This is a genomic window from Alkalihalophilus lindianensis, from assembly GCF_032843265.1.
Lineage (GTDB): Bacteria > Bacillota > Bacilli > Bacillales > Bacillaceae_D > Alkalihalophilus > Alkalihalophilus lindianensis.
Window position 1 is genome coordinate 468,435 of record NZ_JAWJBA010000002.1, and the last position, 18,370, is coordinate 486,804.

Annotated in this window: 20 protein-coding genes; 1 reads left to right on the forward strand and 19 read right to left on the reverse strand. The window is 43.0% G+C overall.

Annotation, left to right across the window (positions count from 1 at the left end; translation table 11 throughout):
* Positions 1 to 90 precede the first annotated feature (90 nt).
* The 14 genes from RYX56_RS08925 to spoIID form a co-directional block, all read right to left on the reverse strand.
* Positions 91 to 414, reverse strand: coding sequence for a DNA-directed RNA polymerase subunit beta (locus tag RYX56_RS08925; RefSeq protein ID WP_317121718.1), 324 nt, complete (start codon positions 412 to 414; stop codon positions 91 to 93).
* A gap of 21 nt (positions 415 to 435) precedes the next feature.
* Entirely contained in the window at positions 436 to 1,281 is an 846-nt protein-coding gene (locus RYX56_RS08930; RefSeq protein ID WP_317121719.1) for a flagellar hook-basal body protein, read from the reverse strand.
* Between the two features lie 28 nt (positions 1,282 to 1,309).
* Complete coding sequence (locus RYX56_RS08935; protein ID WP_317121720.1) at positions 1,310 to 2,134, reverse strand: flagellar hook-basal body protein; 825 nt, start codon at positions 2,132 to 2,134, stop codon at positions 1,310 to 1,312.
* 99 nt (positions 2,135 to 2,233) lie between these two features.
* Positions 2,234 to 3,235 carry a rod shape-determining protein gene (locus tag RYX56_RS08940; protein ID WP_317121721.1) on the reverse strand — a complete coding sequence of 334 codons (1,002 nt, stop codon included), beginning with the start codon at positions 3,233 to 3,235 and terminating at the stop codon, positions 2,234 to 2,236.
* A gap of 109 nt (positions 3,236 to 3,344) precedes the next feature.
* Positions 3,345 to 3,632: a sporulation transcriptional regulator SpoIIID gene (gene spoIIID, locus RYX56_RS08945; protein ID WP_317121722.1), complete on the reverse strand. Its 288-nt coding sequence runs from the start codon at positions 3,630 to 3,632 to the stop codon at positions 3,345 to 3,347.
* A 408-nt stretch (positions 3,633 to 4,040) separates the two neighbouring features.
* Complete coding sequence (locus tag RYX56_RS08950) at positions 4,041 to 4,703, reverse strand: 3'-5' exonuclease (protein ID WP_368503096.1); 663 nt, start codon at positions 4,701 to 4,703, stop codon at positions 4,041 to 4,043.
* A 32-nt stretch (positions 4,704 to 4,735) separates the two neighbouring features.
* Positions 4,736 to 6,664, reverse strand: coding sequence for a DUF294 nucleotidyltransferase-like domain-containing protein (locus RYX56_RS08955; protein WP_317121724.1), 1,929 nt, complete (start codon positions 6,662 to 6,664; stop codon positions 4,736 to 4,738).
* Positions 6,645 to 8,306 carry a sodium:solute symporter family protein gene (locus RYX56_RS08960; RefSeq protein WP_317121725.1) on the reverse strand — a complete coding sequence of 554 codons (1,662 nt, stop codon included), beginning with the start codon at positions 8,304 to 8,306 and terminating at the stop codon, positions 6,645 to 6,647. Before RYX56_RS08960 ends, RYX56_RS08955 begins: the two co-directional genes overlap by 20 nt.
* Positions 8,307 to 8,353: 47 nt before the next feature.
* Positions 8,354 to 8,656 carry a DUF4212 domain-containing protein gene (locus RYX56_RS08965; RefSeq protein WP_047973421.1) on the reverse strand — a complete coding sequence of 101 codons (303 nt, stop codon included), beginning with the start codon at positions 8,654 to 8,656 and terminating at the stop codon, positions 8,354 to 8,356.
* 104 nt (positions 8,657 to 8,760) lie between these two features.
* Entirely contained in the window at positions 8,761 to 9,045 is a 285-nt protein-coding gene (locus RYX56_RS08970; RefSeq protein WP_317121726.1) for a hypothetical protein, read from the reverse strand.
* 9 nt (positions 9,046 to 9,054) lie between these two features.
* A complete protein-coding gene (locus tag RYX56_RS08975; protein ID WP_047973161.1) occupies positions 9,055 to 9,231 on the reverse strand; it encodes a hypothetical protein in 177 nt (58 codons plus the stop codon).
* A gap of 383 nt (positions 9,232 to 9,614) precedes the next feature.
* Positions 9,615 to 10,520 (reverse strand): stage II sporulation protein SpoIIQ, encoded by a 906-nt coding sequence (gene spoIIQ, locus RYX56_RS08980; RefSeq protein ID WP_317121727.1) that lies wholly within the window; start codon positions 10,518 to 10,520, stop codon positions 9,615 to 9,617.
* Between the two features lie 181 nt (positions 10,521 to 10,701).
* Positions 10,702 to 11,322, reverse strand: coding sequence for a hypothetical protein (locus RYX56_RS08985; RefSeq protein ID WP_317121728.1), 621 nt, complete (start codon positions 11,320 to 11,322; stop codon positions 10,702 to 10,704).
* 149 nt (positions 11,323 to 11,471) lie between these two features.
* Complete coding sequence (gene spoIID / locus RYX56_RS08990) at positions 11,472 to 12,494, reverse strand: stage II sporulation protein D (protein ID WP_317121729.1); 1,023 nt, start codon at positions 12,492 to 12,494, stop codon at positions 11,472 to 11,474.
* Between the two features lie 152 nt (positions 12,495 to 12,646).
* On the opposite strand from spoIID, the gene RYX56_RS08995 reads away from it, so the two are divergent.
* Complete coding sequence (locus RYX56_RS08995) at positions 12,647 to 13,111, forward strand: hypothetical protein (RefSeq protein WP_317121730.1); 465 nt, start codon at positions 12,647 to 12,649, stop codon at positions 13,109 to 13,111.
* A gap of 437 nt (positions 13,112 to 13,548) precedes the next feature.
* On the opposite strand, the gene murA is transcribed toward RYX56_RS08995, so the two are convergent.
* The 5 genes from murA to atpD form a co-directional block, all read right to left on the reverse strand.
* Positions 13,549 to 14,865 carry a UDP-N-acetylglucosamine 1-carboxyvinyltransferase gene (murA, locus tag RYX56_RS09000; protein WP_317121731.1) on the reverse strand — a complete coding sequence of 439 codons (1,317 nt, stop codon included), beginning with the start codon at positions 14,863 to 14,865 and terminating at the stop codon, positions 13,549 to 13,551.
* Positions 14,866 to 14,909: 44 nt separating this feature from the next.
* Positions 14,910 to 15,680 carry a YwmB family TATA-box binding protein gene (locus tag RYX56_RS09005; RefSeq protein ID WP_317121732.1) on the reverse strand — a complete coding sequence of 257 codons (771 nt, stop codon included), beginning with the start codon at positions 15,678 to 15,680 and terminating at the stop codon, positions 14,910 to 14,912.
* 99 nt (positions 15,681 to 15,779) lie between these two features.
* Positions 15,780 to 16,013 carry a DUF1146 family protein gene (locus RYX56_RS09010; protein ID WP_317121733.1) on the reverse strand — a complete coding sequence of 78 codons (234 nt, stop codon included), beginning with the start codon at positions 16,011 to 16,013 and terminating at the stop codon, positions 15,780 to 15,782.
* Positions 16,014 to 16,416: 403 nt separating this feature from the next.
* A complete protein-coding gene (locus RYX56_RS09015) occupies positions 16,417 to 16,818 on the reverse strand; it encodes a F0F1 ATP synthase subunit epsilon (RefSeq protein WP_317121734.1) in 402 nt (133 codons plus the stop codon).
* Positions 16,819 to 16,919: 101 nt separating this feature from the next.
* The gene (gene atpD, locus RYX56_RS09020) at positions 16,920 to 18,332 is read right to left on the reverse strand and encodes a F0F1 ATP synthase subunit beta (protein ID WP_317121735.1); all 1,413 of its coding nucleotides are present in this window, start codon (positions 18,330 to 18,332) and stop codon (positions 16,920 to 16,922) included.
* Positions 18,333 to 18,370: the final 38 nt, after the last annotated feature.

Consider the following 18,370-nt stretch of genomic DNA (forward strand, 5'->3'; position numbering starts at 1 on the left):
ACGGAAGACTCTTATATGTGCGAAACCCACACTACACACACGTACCCATCCCCCCACTTCCCCAACAAAAAAACCACCTTTACGGGTGGTTTATTGGTTTCCTTGCATGAGATCAATGATATGGTACCAGGTTTCCGGTTTTAGGGCATCAGATGGATCGCCGTCTCCGATGACACCGTAGCCGATGATGATTCCAAGAAGGAGACAGCCGCCGACAAGAACGGTTACGATAATAAGACGGAGCCAGATTGGAATGAGACGAATTCGTTCTTTTTTCGGACCTTTTTTGCGTAGGCCAAAGCGTCTCTTTTTCGGCACCTCCTCCTCTTCCACTACAACAGGGGTTACCTGTTCGATTTCAGTAGGAGTGGTTTCTTGTTCAGTTGTCGTCGATTGTCTTTCTTGTTCAGTCATCGTCTTCTCCTCATTTGCACATTAGCGTCGGATTCCGTTGATGAGTCCGTTCATTTCGTCAGCCATCGAGATGGCCCGTGCATTGAATTGATAATGTCGTTGCATGTTTAACAACTCGTTCATTTCGTGTCCGATATTCACATTCGAAGCCTCAAGCGCATTTTGCATTAGCTTTCCCTCACCACCTGGAACTTGCTGGGTGACGTCTGCCTCAACTAACCCTAATGCAGCTAGGTCAGGAATTCGAAAGCTTGTATCACCGTGTGCTTCAAGTAGATGTGGCTTTAAGACGTGAATGAGCTGTACTTGGCCAATATCTTCGGTCGTTTCATTATCATTTAATGTTACTTGAATTTGTCCGGTGGGTGAAAGGTTAATATCGGTGAAGTTCATTGGGAGGGAGAAACGATTGCCTGCTCCGTCTAATAAAAACTCACCGTTTCCATTTACAATTGTCAGTCGATTCGGGTTGTTAGGATCTTCATTTAAATAAAAGGCCCCGTCCCGAGTCAGTTGGGTAACTGCTTGTCCACCTTCAACCGACTCCACTTCAAAAAAATGATGCGGCTCGGTGATCGCAAAGTCTAATTGACGATCCGTATTTTGAATCGAACCTTGCTCTAGTCTAAGCGCGGTTTGAGCAATCTTTGCTCCCGCACCAACACGTATGCCGTTTGGTGTGAGTCGCCCTGTTTCATAGCGTGTATCCGTTTGATTATTAACCTGCTGGAATAAAAGATCCGAGAAGGTGGATTCACGACGTTTGAAACCGTTCGTGTTACTGTTTGCAATATTATGTGATACTGTATCCATTTTACGTTGTAATTGACCCATTGTCACAGAGGACGAAATCATCGCTAGATTCATTGTACCTGCCTCACTTTCTGCTTATCCATTAGCCGATCCTTCCAACTTCATTGACTGCTTTTTCTAAGCTTTGGTCGTAGGCTTGAAGAATGCGTTGGTTGGCTTCAAATGAGCGGTAAGCATTCATCATCTCCGTCATTGTTTGCGATGCATCAACATTTGAACGTTCAACAAACCCTTGTTGGAGCTGAAAGCTAATGTCAGCATTTCCGATGGCAGTAGGAAGTTCCCCTTCTTCTGTAAAGCGCAGCAAGCCATTACCTTCTTTGACAAGTAGCATCGGGTCCTCTGCATAAGCGATATTTATTTGACCCACTGCATCTCCATTAGATGAAGTTAAGAGGCCATTTTCATCAATTGTAAAGTTCTCATCACCGACTTCGAGGGGTTGTCCATTCGTACCAAGTAGATAATGGCCTTCTGTCGTCGTTAGAAAACCAGCGCCATCAATGGTAAAATTCCCGTTCCGACTGTAACGAACTTCGCCTTCATTTCCAGCTTGAATTGTATAAAATAAAGCACCTGGGCGTCCTAATTCCCCCTCAGGCATCACACCTTGAAGCAGAGCAATATCCGTGGAATTGCCTGTTTCATTAATGTCTCCTTGGCGGAAGTTTGGCATACGCTCTTGTAAGTAGACACCCGTTGTCAGTTCTCCGATCGTTGGGGCAGATGCGCCTTGATGAGTCTCTGTGTCCATTGCACTAATGAGCATATTAGGAAACGCACGTAGTGATGCTTGGTCGGCTTTGTATCCTGGTGTGTTCGCATTGGCTAGGTTATTGGTCAGCATTTCTTGGCGCTGTTGCTGGGCAATCATCCCTGCTGCTGCGCCGTACAATCCTCTAAGCATCGTGTTTTTCCTCCATTTTAAAAACCATTATGATAAGCACGAAAACATGCGGCATCGATTAATCCAATGCCACATGTATCTGTTGAATTAAAGATGTAATTAAATTTTTACTCTCCTAGACATCTTGTCAAGGTTCTCAAGCATGATGCCTGTTCCTTTTGCCACACAATGCATCGGGTCTTCTGCTACAAGTACTGGCAGTTTCAATTCTTCTGCTAGAAGTTGATCTACACCATGCAGAAGCGCTCCTCCACCTGTTAAAATCACTCCACGGTCAATGATGTCCGCTGATAATTCTGGTGGCGTTTGCTCAAGTACTTGCTTAGCAGCTTGTACAATATAGGAAACCGATTCAAGCAATGCTTCTTCTATTTCCTTTGAGTGTACCGTAATTGTCTTTGGAAGTCCACTTACCATATCGCGCCCGCGGATGTCCATTTCTTCCTGACGCGCGCCTGGAAATACTGTTGCGACTTGCATCTTAATGTTCTCAGCTGTGCGTTCTCCGATAAGAAGTTTATACCTCTTTTTGATGTAAGTTAAGATGTCAGAATCGAACCTGTCACCTGCTACTTTGATGGAAGAGGCGGTGACGATATCACCCATTGAAAGAACAGCAACATCTGTTGTTCCACCGCCTATGTCGACTACCATGTTACCGCTCGGTTGGAAGATGTCCATTCCAGCTCCAATTGCAGCAACTTTCGGTTCCTCTTCCAAATACACATTCTTACCGCCACTCTTTTCTGCTGCCTCACGAATCGCCTTTTGTTCTACAGAGGTGATATTAGTTGGGCAACAAATTAGTATACGTGGCTTTGAGAACATGCTTTTGACATTAATCTTGCCAAGAAAATGCTTTAGCATCGATTCAGTCATTTCAAAGTTTGCGATGACGCCGTCCTTCATAGGGCGCATGGCAACAATATTTCCTGGTGTACGTCCAACCATGCGAAACGCTTCTTCTCCGACAGCTAGAACTCTTTTTGATTGTGTGTCCACGGCTACAACGGATGGTTCGTCTAAAACAATGCCGCTACCTTTTACATAGACTAGGACGTTTGCCGTACCTAGATCAATTCCAATATCTCTACCAAACATGATTCTTTTTCCTCCCTGTTAACCGAACATGATCGTATCTACTGATTACGATATACCTAATTGTAAATTTTATCACAGATTGTTCAGACAGGGATGTTTTTAATGAAAATTATTGACGACTTTTTACAATTTGTTGAGCAGGCTCATCTTGTGTCTTCTTGTATTTCACTTTCGTCGCTTCGCCGCCACGAAGATGACGAATAGATTTGTGATATTCAAGAATTTCTTTCACTTCATTTGCGAGCTCTGGGTTGATTTCTGGCAAGCGTTCGGTTAGGTCTTTATGAACGGTACTTTTGGATACGCCAAACTCCTTTGCAATCGTTCGCACCGTTTTCCTTGTCTCGACGATATACTTGCCAATCTTGATTGTTCGCTCTTTGATGTAATCGTGCACACGTCTCGCCTCCCTAATTCTGTGTTGGTGATTGGTACAGTTTATTAGGGAGATTCAGCAGATATACCACATTTTAAAGAGGACGAGGGCTATTTTCAGACTTTTTTTACATATTCGAATGATTTTGGTCCATTTTTGAGCTGGAGGGACTGGATAAAGGAAGTCATATGTGCGAAGGTTAATGGCTTATGTGCGAACCGGACTAGGTTATGTGCGGAATCCATGTTTTATGAGCGAGTATCGTGAGTTTTGTGCGCTATTTTCAATATATGTGCGAGCGGCCTCTTTTACTTGTTTATATGTGCGAACTGAACGGAACTGAGCTGAACGCGAACCGTTCAAAACCCCTCAACCCACCCCAACTCAAAAAAACGCGACCTCATCTGGCCGCGTTCTCTGATCCCACATTTAAAATACAACGCCTCGTGTGGTCGAGGTGCCGATTTCCAATAAGTCGGCAAGTGTTGTCTTGCCTCTGTCCTCTAAGTGGCGCATCAGCTCACAGAAGAGGTGTGCGGTGGTCATCGCATCACCGAGAGCTTGATGACGCTCATAGACCAATGTGCCAAATTGCAGGGCATAAACCTCTAAGTCGCGCATGTCACGTGACGGATTGAGGTAGCCGATCAGGTCGAGTGTATCGACGACAAGAGGAGACTCAAATGTGTATTGCTTACGTTGCAATTCTTTTTTCACGACCATCATATCAAAGCTCACGTAATGCCCGACCCAAAGGTGACTATTGATATCTTCATTAAATTGAAAGAACCGTTCGAGTGCATCAAGACCGACTGGAGCATCCTTCACCTTTTCTTCAGTAATACCGGTTAAGTCCGTTATTTTTTGCGGGATTTCACGCTCTGGGTTGACGAAGGTTTGAAAGGTTTGCTCTTGCACCTCTAAATTCACTACCGGAACCGCAGCAATTTCAATCATACGATCAGAGCCATTAATCGCAAACCCGGTTGTCTCGGTATCAAATATCGTGAAGGTTAAATCACGAATATTTGTGTTCAATGGCACCTCTGATTGTAATTTATAATCAAGCTTTTGTTTTTTCCAAAACATCATCATACACACCTCCTCAAGTCGTCACATGATGGTTAATACATACCAAAGGCACCGAGTGTCTGGTTTTGTAAGCTGCGAATTGTTTTTAAGGCAATCATTAATTCCTCTTTATCCTTCGTTCTGAGATGAGCAAAATGAACTTTACTTGTTCGTTCTGTGTCTGACTTAAAGCTTTGCCATGCTTGATCGACCCGAATGGAGAGAACCACTTCATAAGCAAAACGAATTTCATCGGCTGTTTGCTCACTAAACACATCTCTTTCCACCAAGCGATCGAGACGCTCTAGTGGTGTCCCTTCAAATATTCCGTGATGGGCTGATAAAAGCTGCAGACAATGATGCATTGGGAATAGTGCATGCATCTTGATATCAATCGATTCCCGTTTCATTCGGAACAACGCACGAATCGGGTGATCAAGTGTTGGCACAGGTGATTCTTTTTCCTGCTCAGCCATGCGGTAGAGAAAGATTTTTGACTTCGTTAAAATCTCACGCACGACATCGACAAACTGGTCATGAAGCTCAGCATCGCCGTAGAGCATGCGGTAAGATAAGAAGTTATGGCCAAGCAAGATGTTGTCATTTGTCGACCGTAAGCTCCAGCCACGGAGACGCTCTTGCCACTTCTTAAGCGAACCACGCCATTGAGATTCGCTTGCCATCATTAACCCTTTACAACGTTTGTAGCCGGCTTGCTCAAGATGGCGAACAATTTCTGCACCAAGCTCATCAAAATAGGCGTCGATTTCTTCGCGTTTTTCATCCTGACTATCAGCATAAACAAGAAAATGATCTTGGTCCGTTAACATAAACTGTTCTGCTCGCCCACCACTGCCCATCATGTACCAATTGAAGGCTACAGGCGGTGCTCCTAGTCCACGGTCCTCTAAAGCCCGAACGGCGAGCTGTACCGCATGTCGAACGAGGCGGTCGTATAGCTTCGTTATCACATTTAAAAGATGAGTCGTTGGGATTCTATCTTGAATTAAATTACTAAGCACGTCATAGATGGCGGGCTTCATGGCATCGATCGTTTCACAATTGGACTCTTCAATCGTATGAAGAATCTCCATCGCGCCCCGGTTTTTCTTCCGAAGGAGATCCGATAACGTCACCATACCGACGACGCGGCCACGGCGCATCACAGGTAAGTGCTTGATCCCATTCATCAGAAAGCTCGACATCGCCTCATAGTAAAAGGCATCATCGACTATGATGAACGGGTTGGCCGTCATCACTTCTTTTGCGACAATTCCAGGTCCGCCTCCATTTGCGACAACACGCGCAACGAGATCTTTTTCGGTGATAATGCCAATTAATTGGTCTCCGTCATTCACAACAACAACGGAACTGGTACCGCGTTTGACCATCGTATCCGCCACGTCCTGCACATCATCATCTTGATCAACGATAACAACAGGTTCGGTCATCACATCATGAATGCGGCGGATAAATGGCTCACTCTCCCCGAAACGGCTTGCTTGCTTCACTTGTTCAGCGAGAGATTGATAGATATCACGTAGTCTAATAGATGCTTGCCTGAGCATGAAATCACGAACGGTATCATCATGCCAGCGTGCTTCAATGACTGGATAGGGAATGTGCAGACATGTTGCTTCTTCTACTGCTCGTACTTCTACTGCATATTGATCTGGATTTTCACTTTTTTCGCCTAAAAAATCAGCTAAGCTTGAAAATCCAATCATATCCCCTTTTTGAAGAACTTCTAGTACCTCTTGGGCATTGGCTTCCCCTCCGCTGACAAAAACTTCTGCCACCCCTTTCAGGATGAGCAGAAGTCCTTCGCGCGGCGTCTTTGAATAGAGCACTTTCTGAGATTTCGTGTAGTGTTTGAGTTCGCAGGTTTCTAAGAGTTCCCGCAATTCGTCGGCTGTTATGCCGACAAAAAGCGGGTGAGTGTGGATCTCTTGTATGATTTGGCTATCTACCTGATGATTCATCCATCCATACCTCTCCGTCTTTGTAAGTCATTTGTTCAGGATAACGTAGGTCGACCACTTCATCTTGTAGTTTTTGTGATGGTGCAGCTGTCATTTTAGAAACGAGATACGTAACGATAAAGTTAATAGGTACACCGATGAGACCTGCTCCTGTATCTTGAATGCCAAAGATCGTGATGCCACTACGTGCTAATAAAATGTATGTCAGTGTAACGGACAACCCGACAAGCATACCAGCAATCGCACCTTTTGCATTGGCACGTTTCCACCAAACCCCTAGTAGGAGAACAGGGAAGAATGTACCACCGGCAAGTGCAAACGCCCACGCAACGATTTGGGTAATAACCCCTGGCGGATTAAGAGCAACCACACCGGCCACAAGTGTTGCAAGAACGATTGCCCAACGTCCAGCTGCAAGACGTTTTTTATCACTTGCATTTGGATTGACAAGACGATAGTAAATATCATGAGCAAACGATGAAGAAATTGTGATCAATAAACCACCGGCAGTCGATAAGGCAGCTGCCATCGCACCGGCTGCAACAAGACCAATAACGAATACGCCTAGGTTGGCAATCTCAGGTGTGGCCATAACGACGATGTCATTTGAGATGACAATTTCTTGCCATTGAAGAATACCGTCTCCATTTTGGTCAGCGACTTGAAGGAGACCTGTATTAACCCATGTTGTTGTCCAAGCAGGTAATTCATCAATTGGTTGACCTGCTACACGTGTCATTAAGATAAAACGAGAAAATGCTGCGTATGCTGGTGCAGATAAGTAAAGTAAGGCGATAAAGACAAGCGCCCACGCACCACTCCAACGTGCTGCTTTCATCGTTGTTACTGTATAAAAACGAACAATTACGTGTGGAAGAGCAGCTGTTCCGACCATTAATGTAAACATAAGCGCGATGAACTGTGACTTTTCACTTTCGGCAAATGGAGCAAAATACTCCGAGATCCCAAGTTCCCGGTCAAGCTCACCTAATTGGGTGACGATATTTCCATATGTAAGCCATGGTAATGGATTACTCGTAATCTGAAGTGACATGAACACAATCGGAATAATGTAGGCAATGATTAAGATAATGTATTGAGCCACCTGTGTCCACGTGATCCCTTTCATCCCACCGAGTGTTGCATAGATCGCGATAACAACTACCCCAATCATCGTTCCGTACATCGCCGGGATGTTTAAGATACGGCCAATAACAACACCAGAACCTGCTAATTGACCGATGATGTATGTGAAACTAATGATAATCGTTGCAATCGCGGCGATTAAACGAGCCGTGTTACTATCGAAGCGGTCACCAATGAACTCTGGAACTGTATAGCGACCGTACTTCCGAAGCTGCGGTGCTAGTAAGAAAGTTAAGAATAAATAACCACCAGTCCAACCCATGATATAGGCAAGACCGTCATAACCTAGAATCATAACCGTACCAGCCATCCCGATAAAGGATGCAGCACTCATCCAGTCTCCACCGATCGCCATACCATTCCAGAACGGTGGAACGCCGCGGCTTGCTACGTAGAAATCAGATGTTGCTTTTGCTCGGTTATAGACCGAAATCCCAATGTATAGTCCGAACGTTGCCATAATCATTAATACTGAAACTAATGTCTGTTGGTCCACAATGATGCCCCCTTATTGTTCAATTGTCTAGTTCATTTGTCTATTTTTTAGTGATCGAGCGCTTTCCCTGCACTTGCTCTGACATTCTCTTCTTCATTAATGCCGAACTTCTTATCAATTTGGTCACTTATAATAGCATTTCCAAATAATAATAGAACAAAGGTAACAACAGCCCCCTGCGCTCCCATGTAGTAATGAGCGGGCATTCCCATAATAGTAAAAGTGCTAAAGAACTCTGCAAAAGCTACTACACCAAACGACACAAGGCCTCCAATGATCAAACAGACAATAACAAGAGTCGTTCTTGCACGAAAATAGGCATCGGCTACTTTTTTATCAATTTTTTTCAAGTCTCACGCCTCCTTATAAAATGGCTTGCGATTTTTCGTCCACTATACGGCTACTTGCCCCTCATAGATTGGCATCGCCTCCCTTTTAAACTAAAATCGTTTCATTAAGTATGATGTGTACGTTTTTGTGGGGTCATGGTGTGGTGACAATTTGTGCAGCGTCTAAGAGGTGTTTTCTTTTTAGCAATTCGAAAATTCATCCACGCGACGAGTGGGATAAAAGTTAGAAATACCGGATGAACAACGAAAGTTAAGACGATTGCCATTAAAAAGGGTAGGGCACTAAGTAAGAAAAAATATTGCCCCATCTGAATGTGGGTGAGTGTATCTTGATGACATTTTTCGCAATGATCTTCTGTAGAGTGTGTTTGTTTTTTTCGCTTCGCCATAACACCCTCCTACCTTAGATCAAAAATGAACCGAACCGTCTCGAAAAAGCCCAGTGGAACCATTGCAATTTGAATAACAAAATAAACAATAATAGCAGCAAACGGCACAGATAGCATTAGTGGCTTTTTCATTCTAAAAGCGAAAAAGATCGATAAGGCTGTAATAAGTAGAAACACGTATAACATAAGAAACCTCCTTTAGTTCACTATATTCCTGAAGCTTTTTCTCAGACCGGATAGTCAGTCTTTTTTAGTACTAATACAGTTAAAACCAGTATTATGTAAGCGTTATCATAAATTCCTTCTAAGAATTGGAACATCCTCATCTTTTTATAGCGGTGTTCCATAACAGTCTTTTTACAAGGTTTATTATTTCAAATATTCTGAAATATGTCAAGCTAGTGAATAAATCTATTTCGAAAAAAATTCATAGACAAAATGCGACTCGCAAGGGACTAGTGAGGCTTGTTGGAGGGATCACTTGATTATTTGGGTGAAACTGCCGCACAATCGGGCGAACACACTAAAAAGCGACCCACGCATCTATGCGTGAGTCGCTTACTTACTAATTAACCTATAGTGTTTTCTTCTTCATCTGAATCTTCAGCACCGTCTTCGTCTTCAGCTGGTGTTTCAGCTTCATCCTCATCACCTAGTGCATCTGGCTTCTCTTCGGCAGGCTTGTCTTCACCATCACCTTCAGCAGGCTCTGTACCTTCTGCTGGTGCTTCCTCCTCAGCCTCAGCCGCTTCTTGTTGCTTTTTCACAGCATCACCGATTGAATCAATTGGTTGTTCAAATACATCCGATGGGTTTACAGCAATTCCGTCTTGACGAATCGCAAAGTGAACGTGAACGCCGGCATCTTGATTGTACAGATTACGTGCTGCTTGACCAATGACGTCGCCTTGTTTCACGACTTCACCTTCTGCAAGGTCTACCTTATCTAAACTGTGGTAATGCGTAACAATCCCATTGTCATGGTCAACCTCTACAACATATCCAAGAAGTGCATCTTTTTCTGATTTTACAACAGTTCCACTTAGAGCAGCGACCACATCAAAGCTTGCATTTTCAACGTGACCAAAATCAATTCCTTTATTCTGGCGGTATTCATTATTGTAGTATACTAAAGCTTGTTCTTTTTCTTCAGCCGATCCTGCTTCGTCAAAGTAATGAACAACAACTTCAATTCCTTCTTCTTCCACAACAGGCTTTTTCACCACTTCATTCGCGGCGGTTACTTCAACTGCTTCCTCACCATACATACCATCTTGAGACGGGTCTACAACCTCGACTCCTTCACCTGGGGCAGATGATTCATCTCCACCTTGCATGAATAATACGGCACTTAATACCCCAGCTGCTGCGACTAGATAAACTGCGGGAACAACCCAGCGCTTCTTTAAGAAGCTTTGTAGATCAAATGAATTTTCCTCATTTTTAGAAGAGCGTTTATTTTCTTCTTCTCTCATTTCTCATCACCTCAGCAACCAGTTTGAGCCGATTGATGGAAATATATACATATAACTAAAAATTTTTTTAGATTAGTTTTCGACAAAGGTGATTTTGTTATGCATAGATAACGAAAAAAGATATGTGTCAATCACCTAATGAGAAAAGAGAGCTACATATGAATAACTCTCTTTCTGTAGATTACTCACAGCAACCTCTATCATGATCGAAGCTTCTACGCCTAGTCCTAGTATCACAATCTCTTATCAACACATCTAAGCCTGCAAATGAAACGCTTAATGTCTCACCATCAGCAATAAAACGAGCTGTAAAGGTAGCTGTCCCATCGCTGCTAACCTCGATTCTAAATGGCAGGGTAAGAATAGTGGTAATAGGGACCAAGGGACTTATTAATCCTACTGTATTGTCAATGACAATATTGGCTAGCCCCTCTATAATCGCCATACCAGTTTCTTCACTGCATTTCACTTTAAAGGTACCAGGGATCGAAGCGGCAATAACCGTTGAAAAACCTGTTGGGGGGGGACCACCAAATGTATTTTGAAAAACGGCAAAAACATTGCTATTAGCAGGATTACATTTTGGGCAAATATCTATGTCAATCGTTTGAATATCGACATCAGCCGGTACTACATCTGCTCCTGGAAAGGTTGCAGCAGTAACTGTTGTGGTATCGGTAGAGCGAATTCGAATCGAACAATCACATGCCTTTTGTTTTGGCTTTTTATATGAACGGTCAATCGATATACTTTCACAAGCACTTTCGGATTCTCGACCGAACATTGACGAAAATGTTGACATTTTATACCCTCCTTCATTTATTTTTTTATTCCTCCATATAAGCATATTCCTCAAGTCTATCGACTGTATCAGCTTCTCCCCCTAATACTTTACCTATTTTTCAACGACAAAAAACCCACCGGCTCTGGTGGGTTTACTACGCTCGCCTTTTATTCCGCTTTTGCCGTTAATTTCGCTTCATAGGTGTCTACCGATTGGATGCTCACCCCTTGATAATAGTGATGAACAATCTCCTCGTAGCTCTTCCCCTCTTTAGCCATACCATCTGCTCCGTACTGACTCATCCCAACGCCATGTCCCCATCCTCTTGTCTGAATCACGACCTGATCGCCTTGACGCTTCCAATCAAAGTCTGATGAATCGAGCTCCAGCTTGTCGCGAACCTCACGTCCACTCAACTCTTTACCTCCCACACTTACACTAGCCACACGTCCACCATCTGTACGAGCAACAATCGACCCTACCGTCCCATCACTCGGTAAGCTGACCCCAAGCTTCTGCTCTACTTCCCCAACAGAGAGTACTTTTTCAGCTGTGAAGCGTGGAGAAGTTTGATCCCACGGACTCTCTACACTACGTAAATACGGAATTGGATTCGGCCAATAATCCTCAGAGTTCTCTGTAAACCCATTACTCGTTGAGAAAAAGGCTGCCGTAATCGGCTCCCCATCATACGTTAAGACTTGTCCCTTTGTTTCTAGAACCGCCTCTTTAATGCGAGCATACTTTAAGTCGTATTCACTCCCCCAACTATTTTTCAGCTCGTCTTTGCTTTGATACACCTGGTGCATCACAGTATCCGTTACCATCGCTTCACCAGGAAGCTCCACATCCCCAGGCTCTAGCATTTGCCTTAAAATGTAGGTTCTTGCGGTCAGTGCTTGTGCTTTTAATGCCTCCATCTCAAATGTCGCCGGCATCTCAGAAGCAACCACTCCAACTACGTATTCTTCAAGCGGTACCTCTTCAACGAGTTCTTGCTTACTTCTAAATACTTGGATCGCTACATCTGATTCTGGCTCGTAGGTGACTTGAGTCGATTCGGTTGGTTGCTGTTCGCCTGTCGTAGACATCACTGTTGGTGTCGATCGATCTCCGATTAACACCATCATCGTTGGAATGATGAGCACAACCGTGCAAAGAATTGTTGCGATAATGAGTAACCGTTTCATATTCAAGCCTCCATTATGTCTTTGATCTCTTTCTAATTCTATGAATGGCCCCTCTAAGATAGAACAAGTTCTTTACTTGCTGTGCTAAATACGTACATGCTGGAATAGGGATCAATAACAAACTTTGGATTTGTTTAATAGGAGGGTCATCTATGTTACGGAGAAGAAATCCACTGCAGCCTTTTGTCTTACCAGCTATCGTTCTTATTGCGGTCTTTTTTCTCATCGTCTTTTTCTTTATTCCGTCTGAGGCAAGAACCGTTAAGAAAGTAGTCAATGAATTTTATTCATTAGAACAAGACGCAAAGTTCTCTTCTTCTTGGGATTTGTTTCATTCATCGATGAAAGCTCATTTTTCTCGTGATCGCTACATTAGTGATCGTCCCCACACGTTTATGAATCATTTTGGTGTGGATACATTTGACTTTCATTTGAATCGCCCTAAGAAGGTGAAGAATTGGAAGATGTATGACGACACAGAGATCATGGAAGCTTATGAAGTGATTGTAACGAAGTCTTATCGTGGCACCTACGGCCATTTCGAGTTTATTCAATATGTATATGTAGCTTATGAAGAAGGTGCATGGAGAATATTATGGGACTACAAAGAGGAGTAAAGGAGTGTAAGCTTCTCTTTTCACATATGTGGACAACCTGTTAATAACTTATTTATATAGAACCTATCAGGAAAATATGACTGTTTTTTAAAAAAGAGGAATAAAGGAGGCAATATTCAGAATATAAGAATAAAAAGGATCATTTTAGGCAAAAGTGGTAAAGAAGCTTTATAACTATGTGCGAGCTGATGCTACTTATGTGCGTAATGTTGAGAATATGTGCGACTGAGTACCACTTATGTGCGCAATTCTTCATTTATGAGCGTAATCAGAGCTTTGTGTGCGATCAATGTATTTCCACAGCATATATGAGCGCAATGCCCAGAATAGACCAGCAGCGACCACTCAATCGAAGTTCAACTAAGGCTAAACTCTCCCGTAGTCATTCGCACCACTAAAAATAGCAAAACAAAAAGCCCTTCGAAAAGGGCTTTTGATTAAAGGTTTGAGTTTACACGTAATGGAGCTTCTTCAGTTGTTGTATCTTCTTCAACTTGCTCTTTCACACGTTCAACGTCTGCACCTAAAGCTTGTAGCTTGCCAGCAAGATCAATATATCCACGATCGATATGCTTAAGTTCAGTGACGCGTGTAACACCGTCTGCTACAAGACCAGCGATAACTAGAGCAGCACCTGCACGTAAGTCAGTTGAAGCTACTTCTGCTCCTTGAAGATTGTTAGGACCAGAAATGATCGCTGAACGTCCTTCAATTTTAATATTCGAGTTCATGCGACGGAATTCTTCGACATGCATGAAACGATTTTCGAATACAGTCTCAGTGATTACACTTGTTCCTTTTGCGTGCAAAAGAAGTGCCATCATTTGAGCTTGCATGTCTGTCGGGAATCCAGGATGAGGCATTGTTTTAATGTCGATCGCCTTAAGTGTTTCTGGGCCAACTACACGTAAACCATTTTCCTCTTCTGTGATCTCAACACCCATCTCACGCATTTTTGCGATTAATGGACGAAGGTGCTCTGCAATCGCGCCTTCAACTAATACATTTCCGCGAGTGATTGCCGCTGCAACCATGAATGTTCCAGCTTCAATACGGTCACCAATGACTGTATGCTCTGCACCGTTAAGTTCAGGCACACCTTCGATACGAATGACACCCGTACCAGCTCCGCGTACTTTTGCTCCCATTCCATTCAAATAATTCGCAAGACAAACGATTTCTGGCTCTTCTGCTACGTTTTCAATGATAGTCGTACCTTCTGCAAGTGCTGCAGCCATCATGATGTTCTCAGTAGCACCTACACTTGGGAAGTCAAGGTAGATCTTCGTTCCTTGTAACCTACCATCAATACGTGCCTCGATAAAGCCATTTCCAATCTCAACAGTTGCTCCCATTGCTTCAAAGCCTTTTAAGTGTTGGTCAATTGGACGTGATCCAATGGCACAACCACCAGGAAGCGCGATGCGTGCTTTACCAACTCGTGCAAGTAAAGGACCCATTACTAAGAAAGACGCTCTCATCTTGCGAACATATTCAAATGGTGCTTCTGTTTTTAAAGCCTTCTCAGCATTTACTTTAAATGTATTGTTTTCATATTCCACATCAATATTTAAGTTACGTAATACTTCTTTCATCGTGTATACATCAGCAAGTTCTGGCACATCATAAAGATGGCTTGTGCCTTTTCCAGCTAAAATCGATGCAGCAATTACGGGTAGCACAGCATTTTTAGCACCTTCAACTTTCACAGTGCCTTCTAGCTTATTGCCACCACGGACAATAATTTTTTCCAACGTATTCCCCTCCGCGTCTAGAAATTATAGTCTATTCTATATCATCAATATTCAGTCGTAATAATAGGCGTTCCTATTGTCACGGTTGTACCGGAGCCCATTGTATCTCCGCTTCTTAATGCAACTTGCAGGTTCATCTTGTTACCATTTGTGACAATGGCATCTGTCCATACATCATTGTATGCAGAAACCGAGACAAACGTTTCTTCATTCAGTGATTCAATCTCCTTAGCACCGAGAGTTGATATCATCGCTCTCGCTTGCTCCATCAGAGAAGGTTCCACGTATTCAGAATCTTCCGCTCGCACAGATGTTACTTGGGAGTAAACAGGCGAGTCTTGCAGGGAAAATAAAGTTCTTCTCTCTTCAAGTAATTCGTGTAGTTCTCTCTCACCAAGCGCTTGTGTGGATGTTCCATTCAGTTCATAAGTGTGGATGATTTCATAGGATCCATTTTGTTCGTATGCATAGATACTAAGTCTTTCAAAGCAATCGTCCTGGTTTAATGAACGAGTTGCCGAGACTGACCACTCTGCCTCAGACATGTGTACGTCACTCACATCCCAATCAGTGAACTGGTTGTTCAAATTATGTACATGTTGCAAGAAGGCGTCTTGGCCTTTTATCTGACCTTGTCCCTCTCTCATTCGCAACTGCCACTCTTGAACGATTAATTCTTCGTGATGTGCTAGTTCTAGAATAGATTCGATTTCACTTAAGTTATTGTTATGAGCGTGACTTATTGTTGCCTGCAAATAACTGTACCCTAGAATTATGAAAATGAAACCAAAAAATATAGTCCGTACCATGTTCATAAGACTCACTCCCCCAAATAAAGCTGATTACTACCATTTTTACCTTGAGGAGTAAAAGCATACATGGAAGTTGTAGTCATTACTCGACACAAACTTCCTTTACCACAAATACCGTAACATCGTTGAAGCATTGTAATAATCCAGAAAAAAGCTACTGACTAACTGGGCTATGGCAATGGTGACTAAGATCATCAATGCTTTTGCCTTTGGGCTATTCGGTTCTTTGACAAATAAATCAAACTTAAATGCTTGCAATGCCCACCATGTAATCGCCAAAAACATGACACTTACGAATAGGTGGATTAATGCTTGCTGACCCAAGCCTTCAAACACAATGTAACCCCCAGTTCCAATCCTTCTTTCGTTGTTACCGATTAGTAGAAATTTGTTGGTTGCTTTCGAAAAAAAGAAGTCAAGCATAAAGCAATCCATTTTTCATCTTAACGGATTTCCTATAAAAAATCTATAGTGATCTATCATTAATTTTATAGTTGTACGGACCTATCTTTTTTCATCTTTGTCATTCTAGTCATGACTATTTACACAGATGCTGCACACTCTTCTATCATAGTTCAATTATATGGAAAATATTCTCATAATAAAGTAGATATTTATGTTGAATTCGTGACATCTTGTGGAAGCTTGCTTTTAAAGAAAGCAAAAAAGTTAGTGGGACAATTAGGGATGGAATAAAAAAAGCGAGATGAGCATCACGCTCACCTCACTTCGTTTTTGCTTATTTACCAGAGACATCAAGACGGTTGATCGCTTTCTTAAGAGCAAGCTCAGCACGTTTGAAGTCAATAGCATCTTTCTTCGTAGAGTTAACACGACCTTCTGCACGTTCTTTTGCAGCACGTGCACGCTCTACATCAATCGCTGATGGTAATTCAGCAGCCTCAGCTAAAATCGTTACTTGGTCAGGGCGAACTTCAACGAAACCGCCACTAACTGCAACTTTTTCTTCAGAGTTGCCTTTTTTCAAGCGTACAGCTCCAACTGTTAAAGGAGCAACTAACGGAATATGTTTTGGCAAGATACCAAGTTCGCCCTCAATTGTGCGAACCACTACCATATCCACATCACCATCATACACTTTGCCATCAGGAGTAACTACATTTACACGAATCGTCGACATGTGAAAACCCTCCTCGAGTAGCATCACGGGGTTTAGTTTATGCATAAACGAGTGCACTAGCATTCGCTAGTGCCCCCGCTTTAGTTAATGCGATGCGTGAATTACGCCATTTGTTTTCCTTTTTCGATAACTTCTTCGATGCGTCCAACAAGACGGAATGCATCTTCAGGAAGGTCATCATATTTACCATCAAGTATTTCTCTGAATCCTTTGATTGTCTCTTTAACAGGCACGTAAGAACCCTTCTGACCAGTGAACTGCTCAGCAACGTGGAAGTTTTGAGATAAGAAGAACTGGATACGACGCGCACGGTGTACAACAAGCTTATCTTCCTCAGAAAGCTCGTCCATACCTAGGATTGCGATAATATCTTGAAGCTCTTTATACTTTTGAAGCGTTTGTTGAACTTGACGTGCAACACTGTAGTGCTCTTCTCCAACAATTTCAGGAGAAAGTGCACGAGATGTTGATGCAAGTGGATCTACCGCAGGGTAAATACCCATCTCAGACAATTTACGCTCTAAGTTTGTAGTGGCATCCAAGTGAGCGAACGTAGTCGCTGGAGCTGGATCCGTATAGTCATCGGCAGGTACATAGATCGCTTGGATTGATGTAACCGAACCAACTTTAGTTGATGTGATACGTTCTTGAAGCTGACCCATTTCTGTAGCAAGTGTTGGTTGGTAACCAACGGCTGAAGGCATACGTCCTAGTAGGGCTGATACCTCAGAACCTGCTTGTGTGAAACGGAAGATGTTATCAACGAACAGAAGTACATCCTGACCATCACGATCACGGAAGTGTTCTGCCATTGTCAAACCAGAAAGAGCTACACGCATACGCGCACCAGGTGGCTCATTCATTTGACCAAATACCATGGCAGTCTTCTTAATAACGCCAGAATCAGTCATCTCGTGGTAAAGGTCATTTCCTTCACGAGTACGCTCACCTACACCAGCGAATACAGAGATACCGCCGTGCTCTTGAGCGATGTTGTTAATAAGTTCTTGGATAAGAACTGTTTTACCTACACCGGCACCACCGAATAGACCGATCTTACCACCTTTGATGTAAGGTGCTAATAAGTCTACTACTTTAATTCCTGTTTCAAGGATTTCAGTAGATGTTGAAAGCTCTTCAAATTTAGGAGCTTGACGGTGGATTGGGTCACGCTTCACATCTGCAGCAACTGGCTCATCTAAGTCAATTGCTTCTCCTAATACGTTGAATACACGACCAAGTGTCGCTTCCCCAACTGGAACGGTGATTGGTGTGCCTGTATCAAATGCCTCTGTACCACGTACAAGGCCGTCTGTTGAACCCATTGCAACGGTACGAACTGAATCATCACCAAGGTGCAATGCAACTTCAAGTGTAACTGTAACATCAACCGCATTTTTGTCAGAACCTTTTTGTTCTACTTTTAATGCGTTGTTGATTTTAGGTAATTGTCCGCTCTTGAACTTTACGTCAACAACCGGACCCATTACTTGAGTAATGTGACCTGTATTCATAGTTATTCCGTCCCTCCTAATGGCTCTTAGCCAATTTT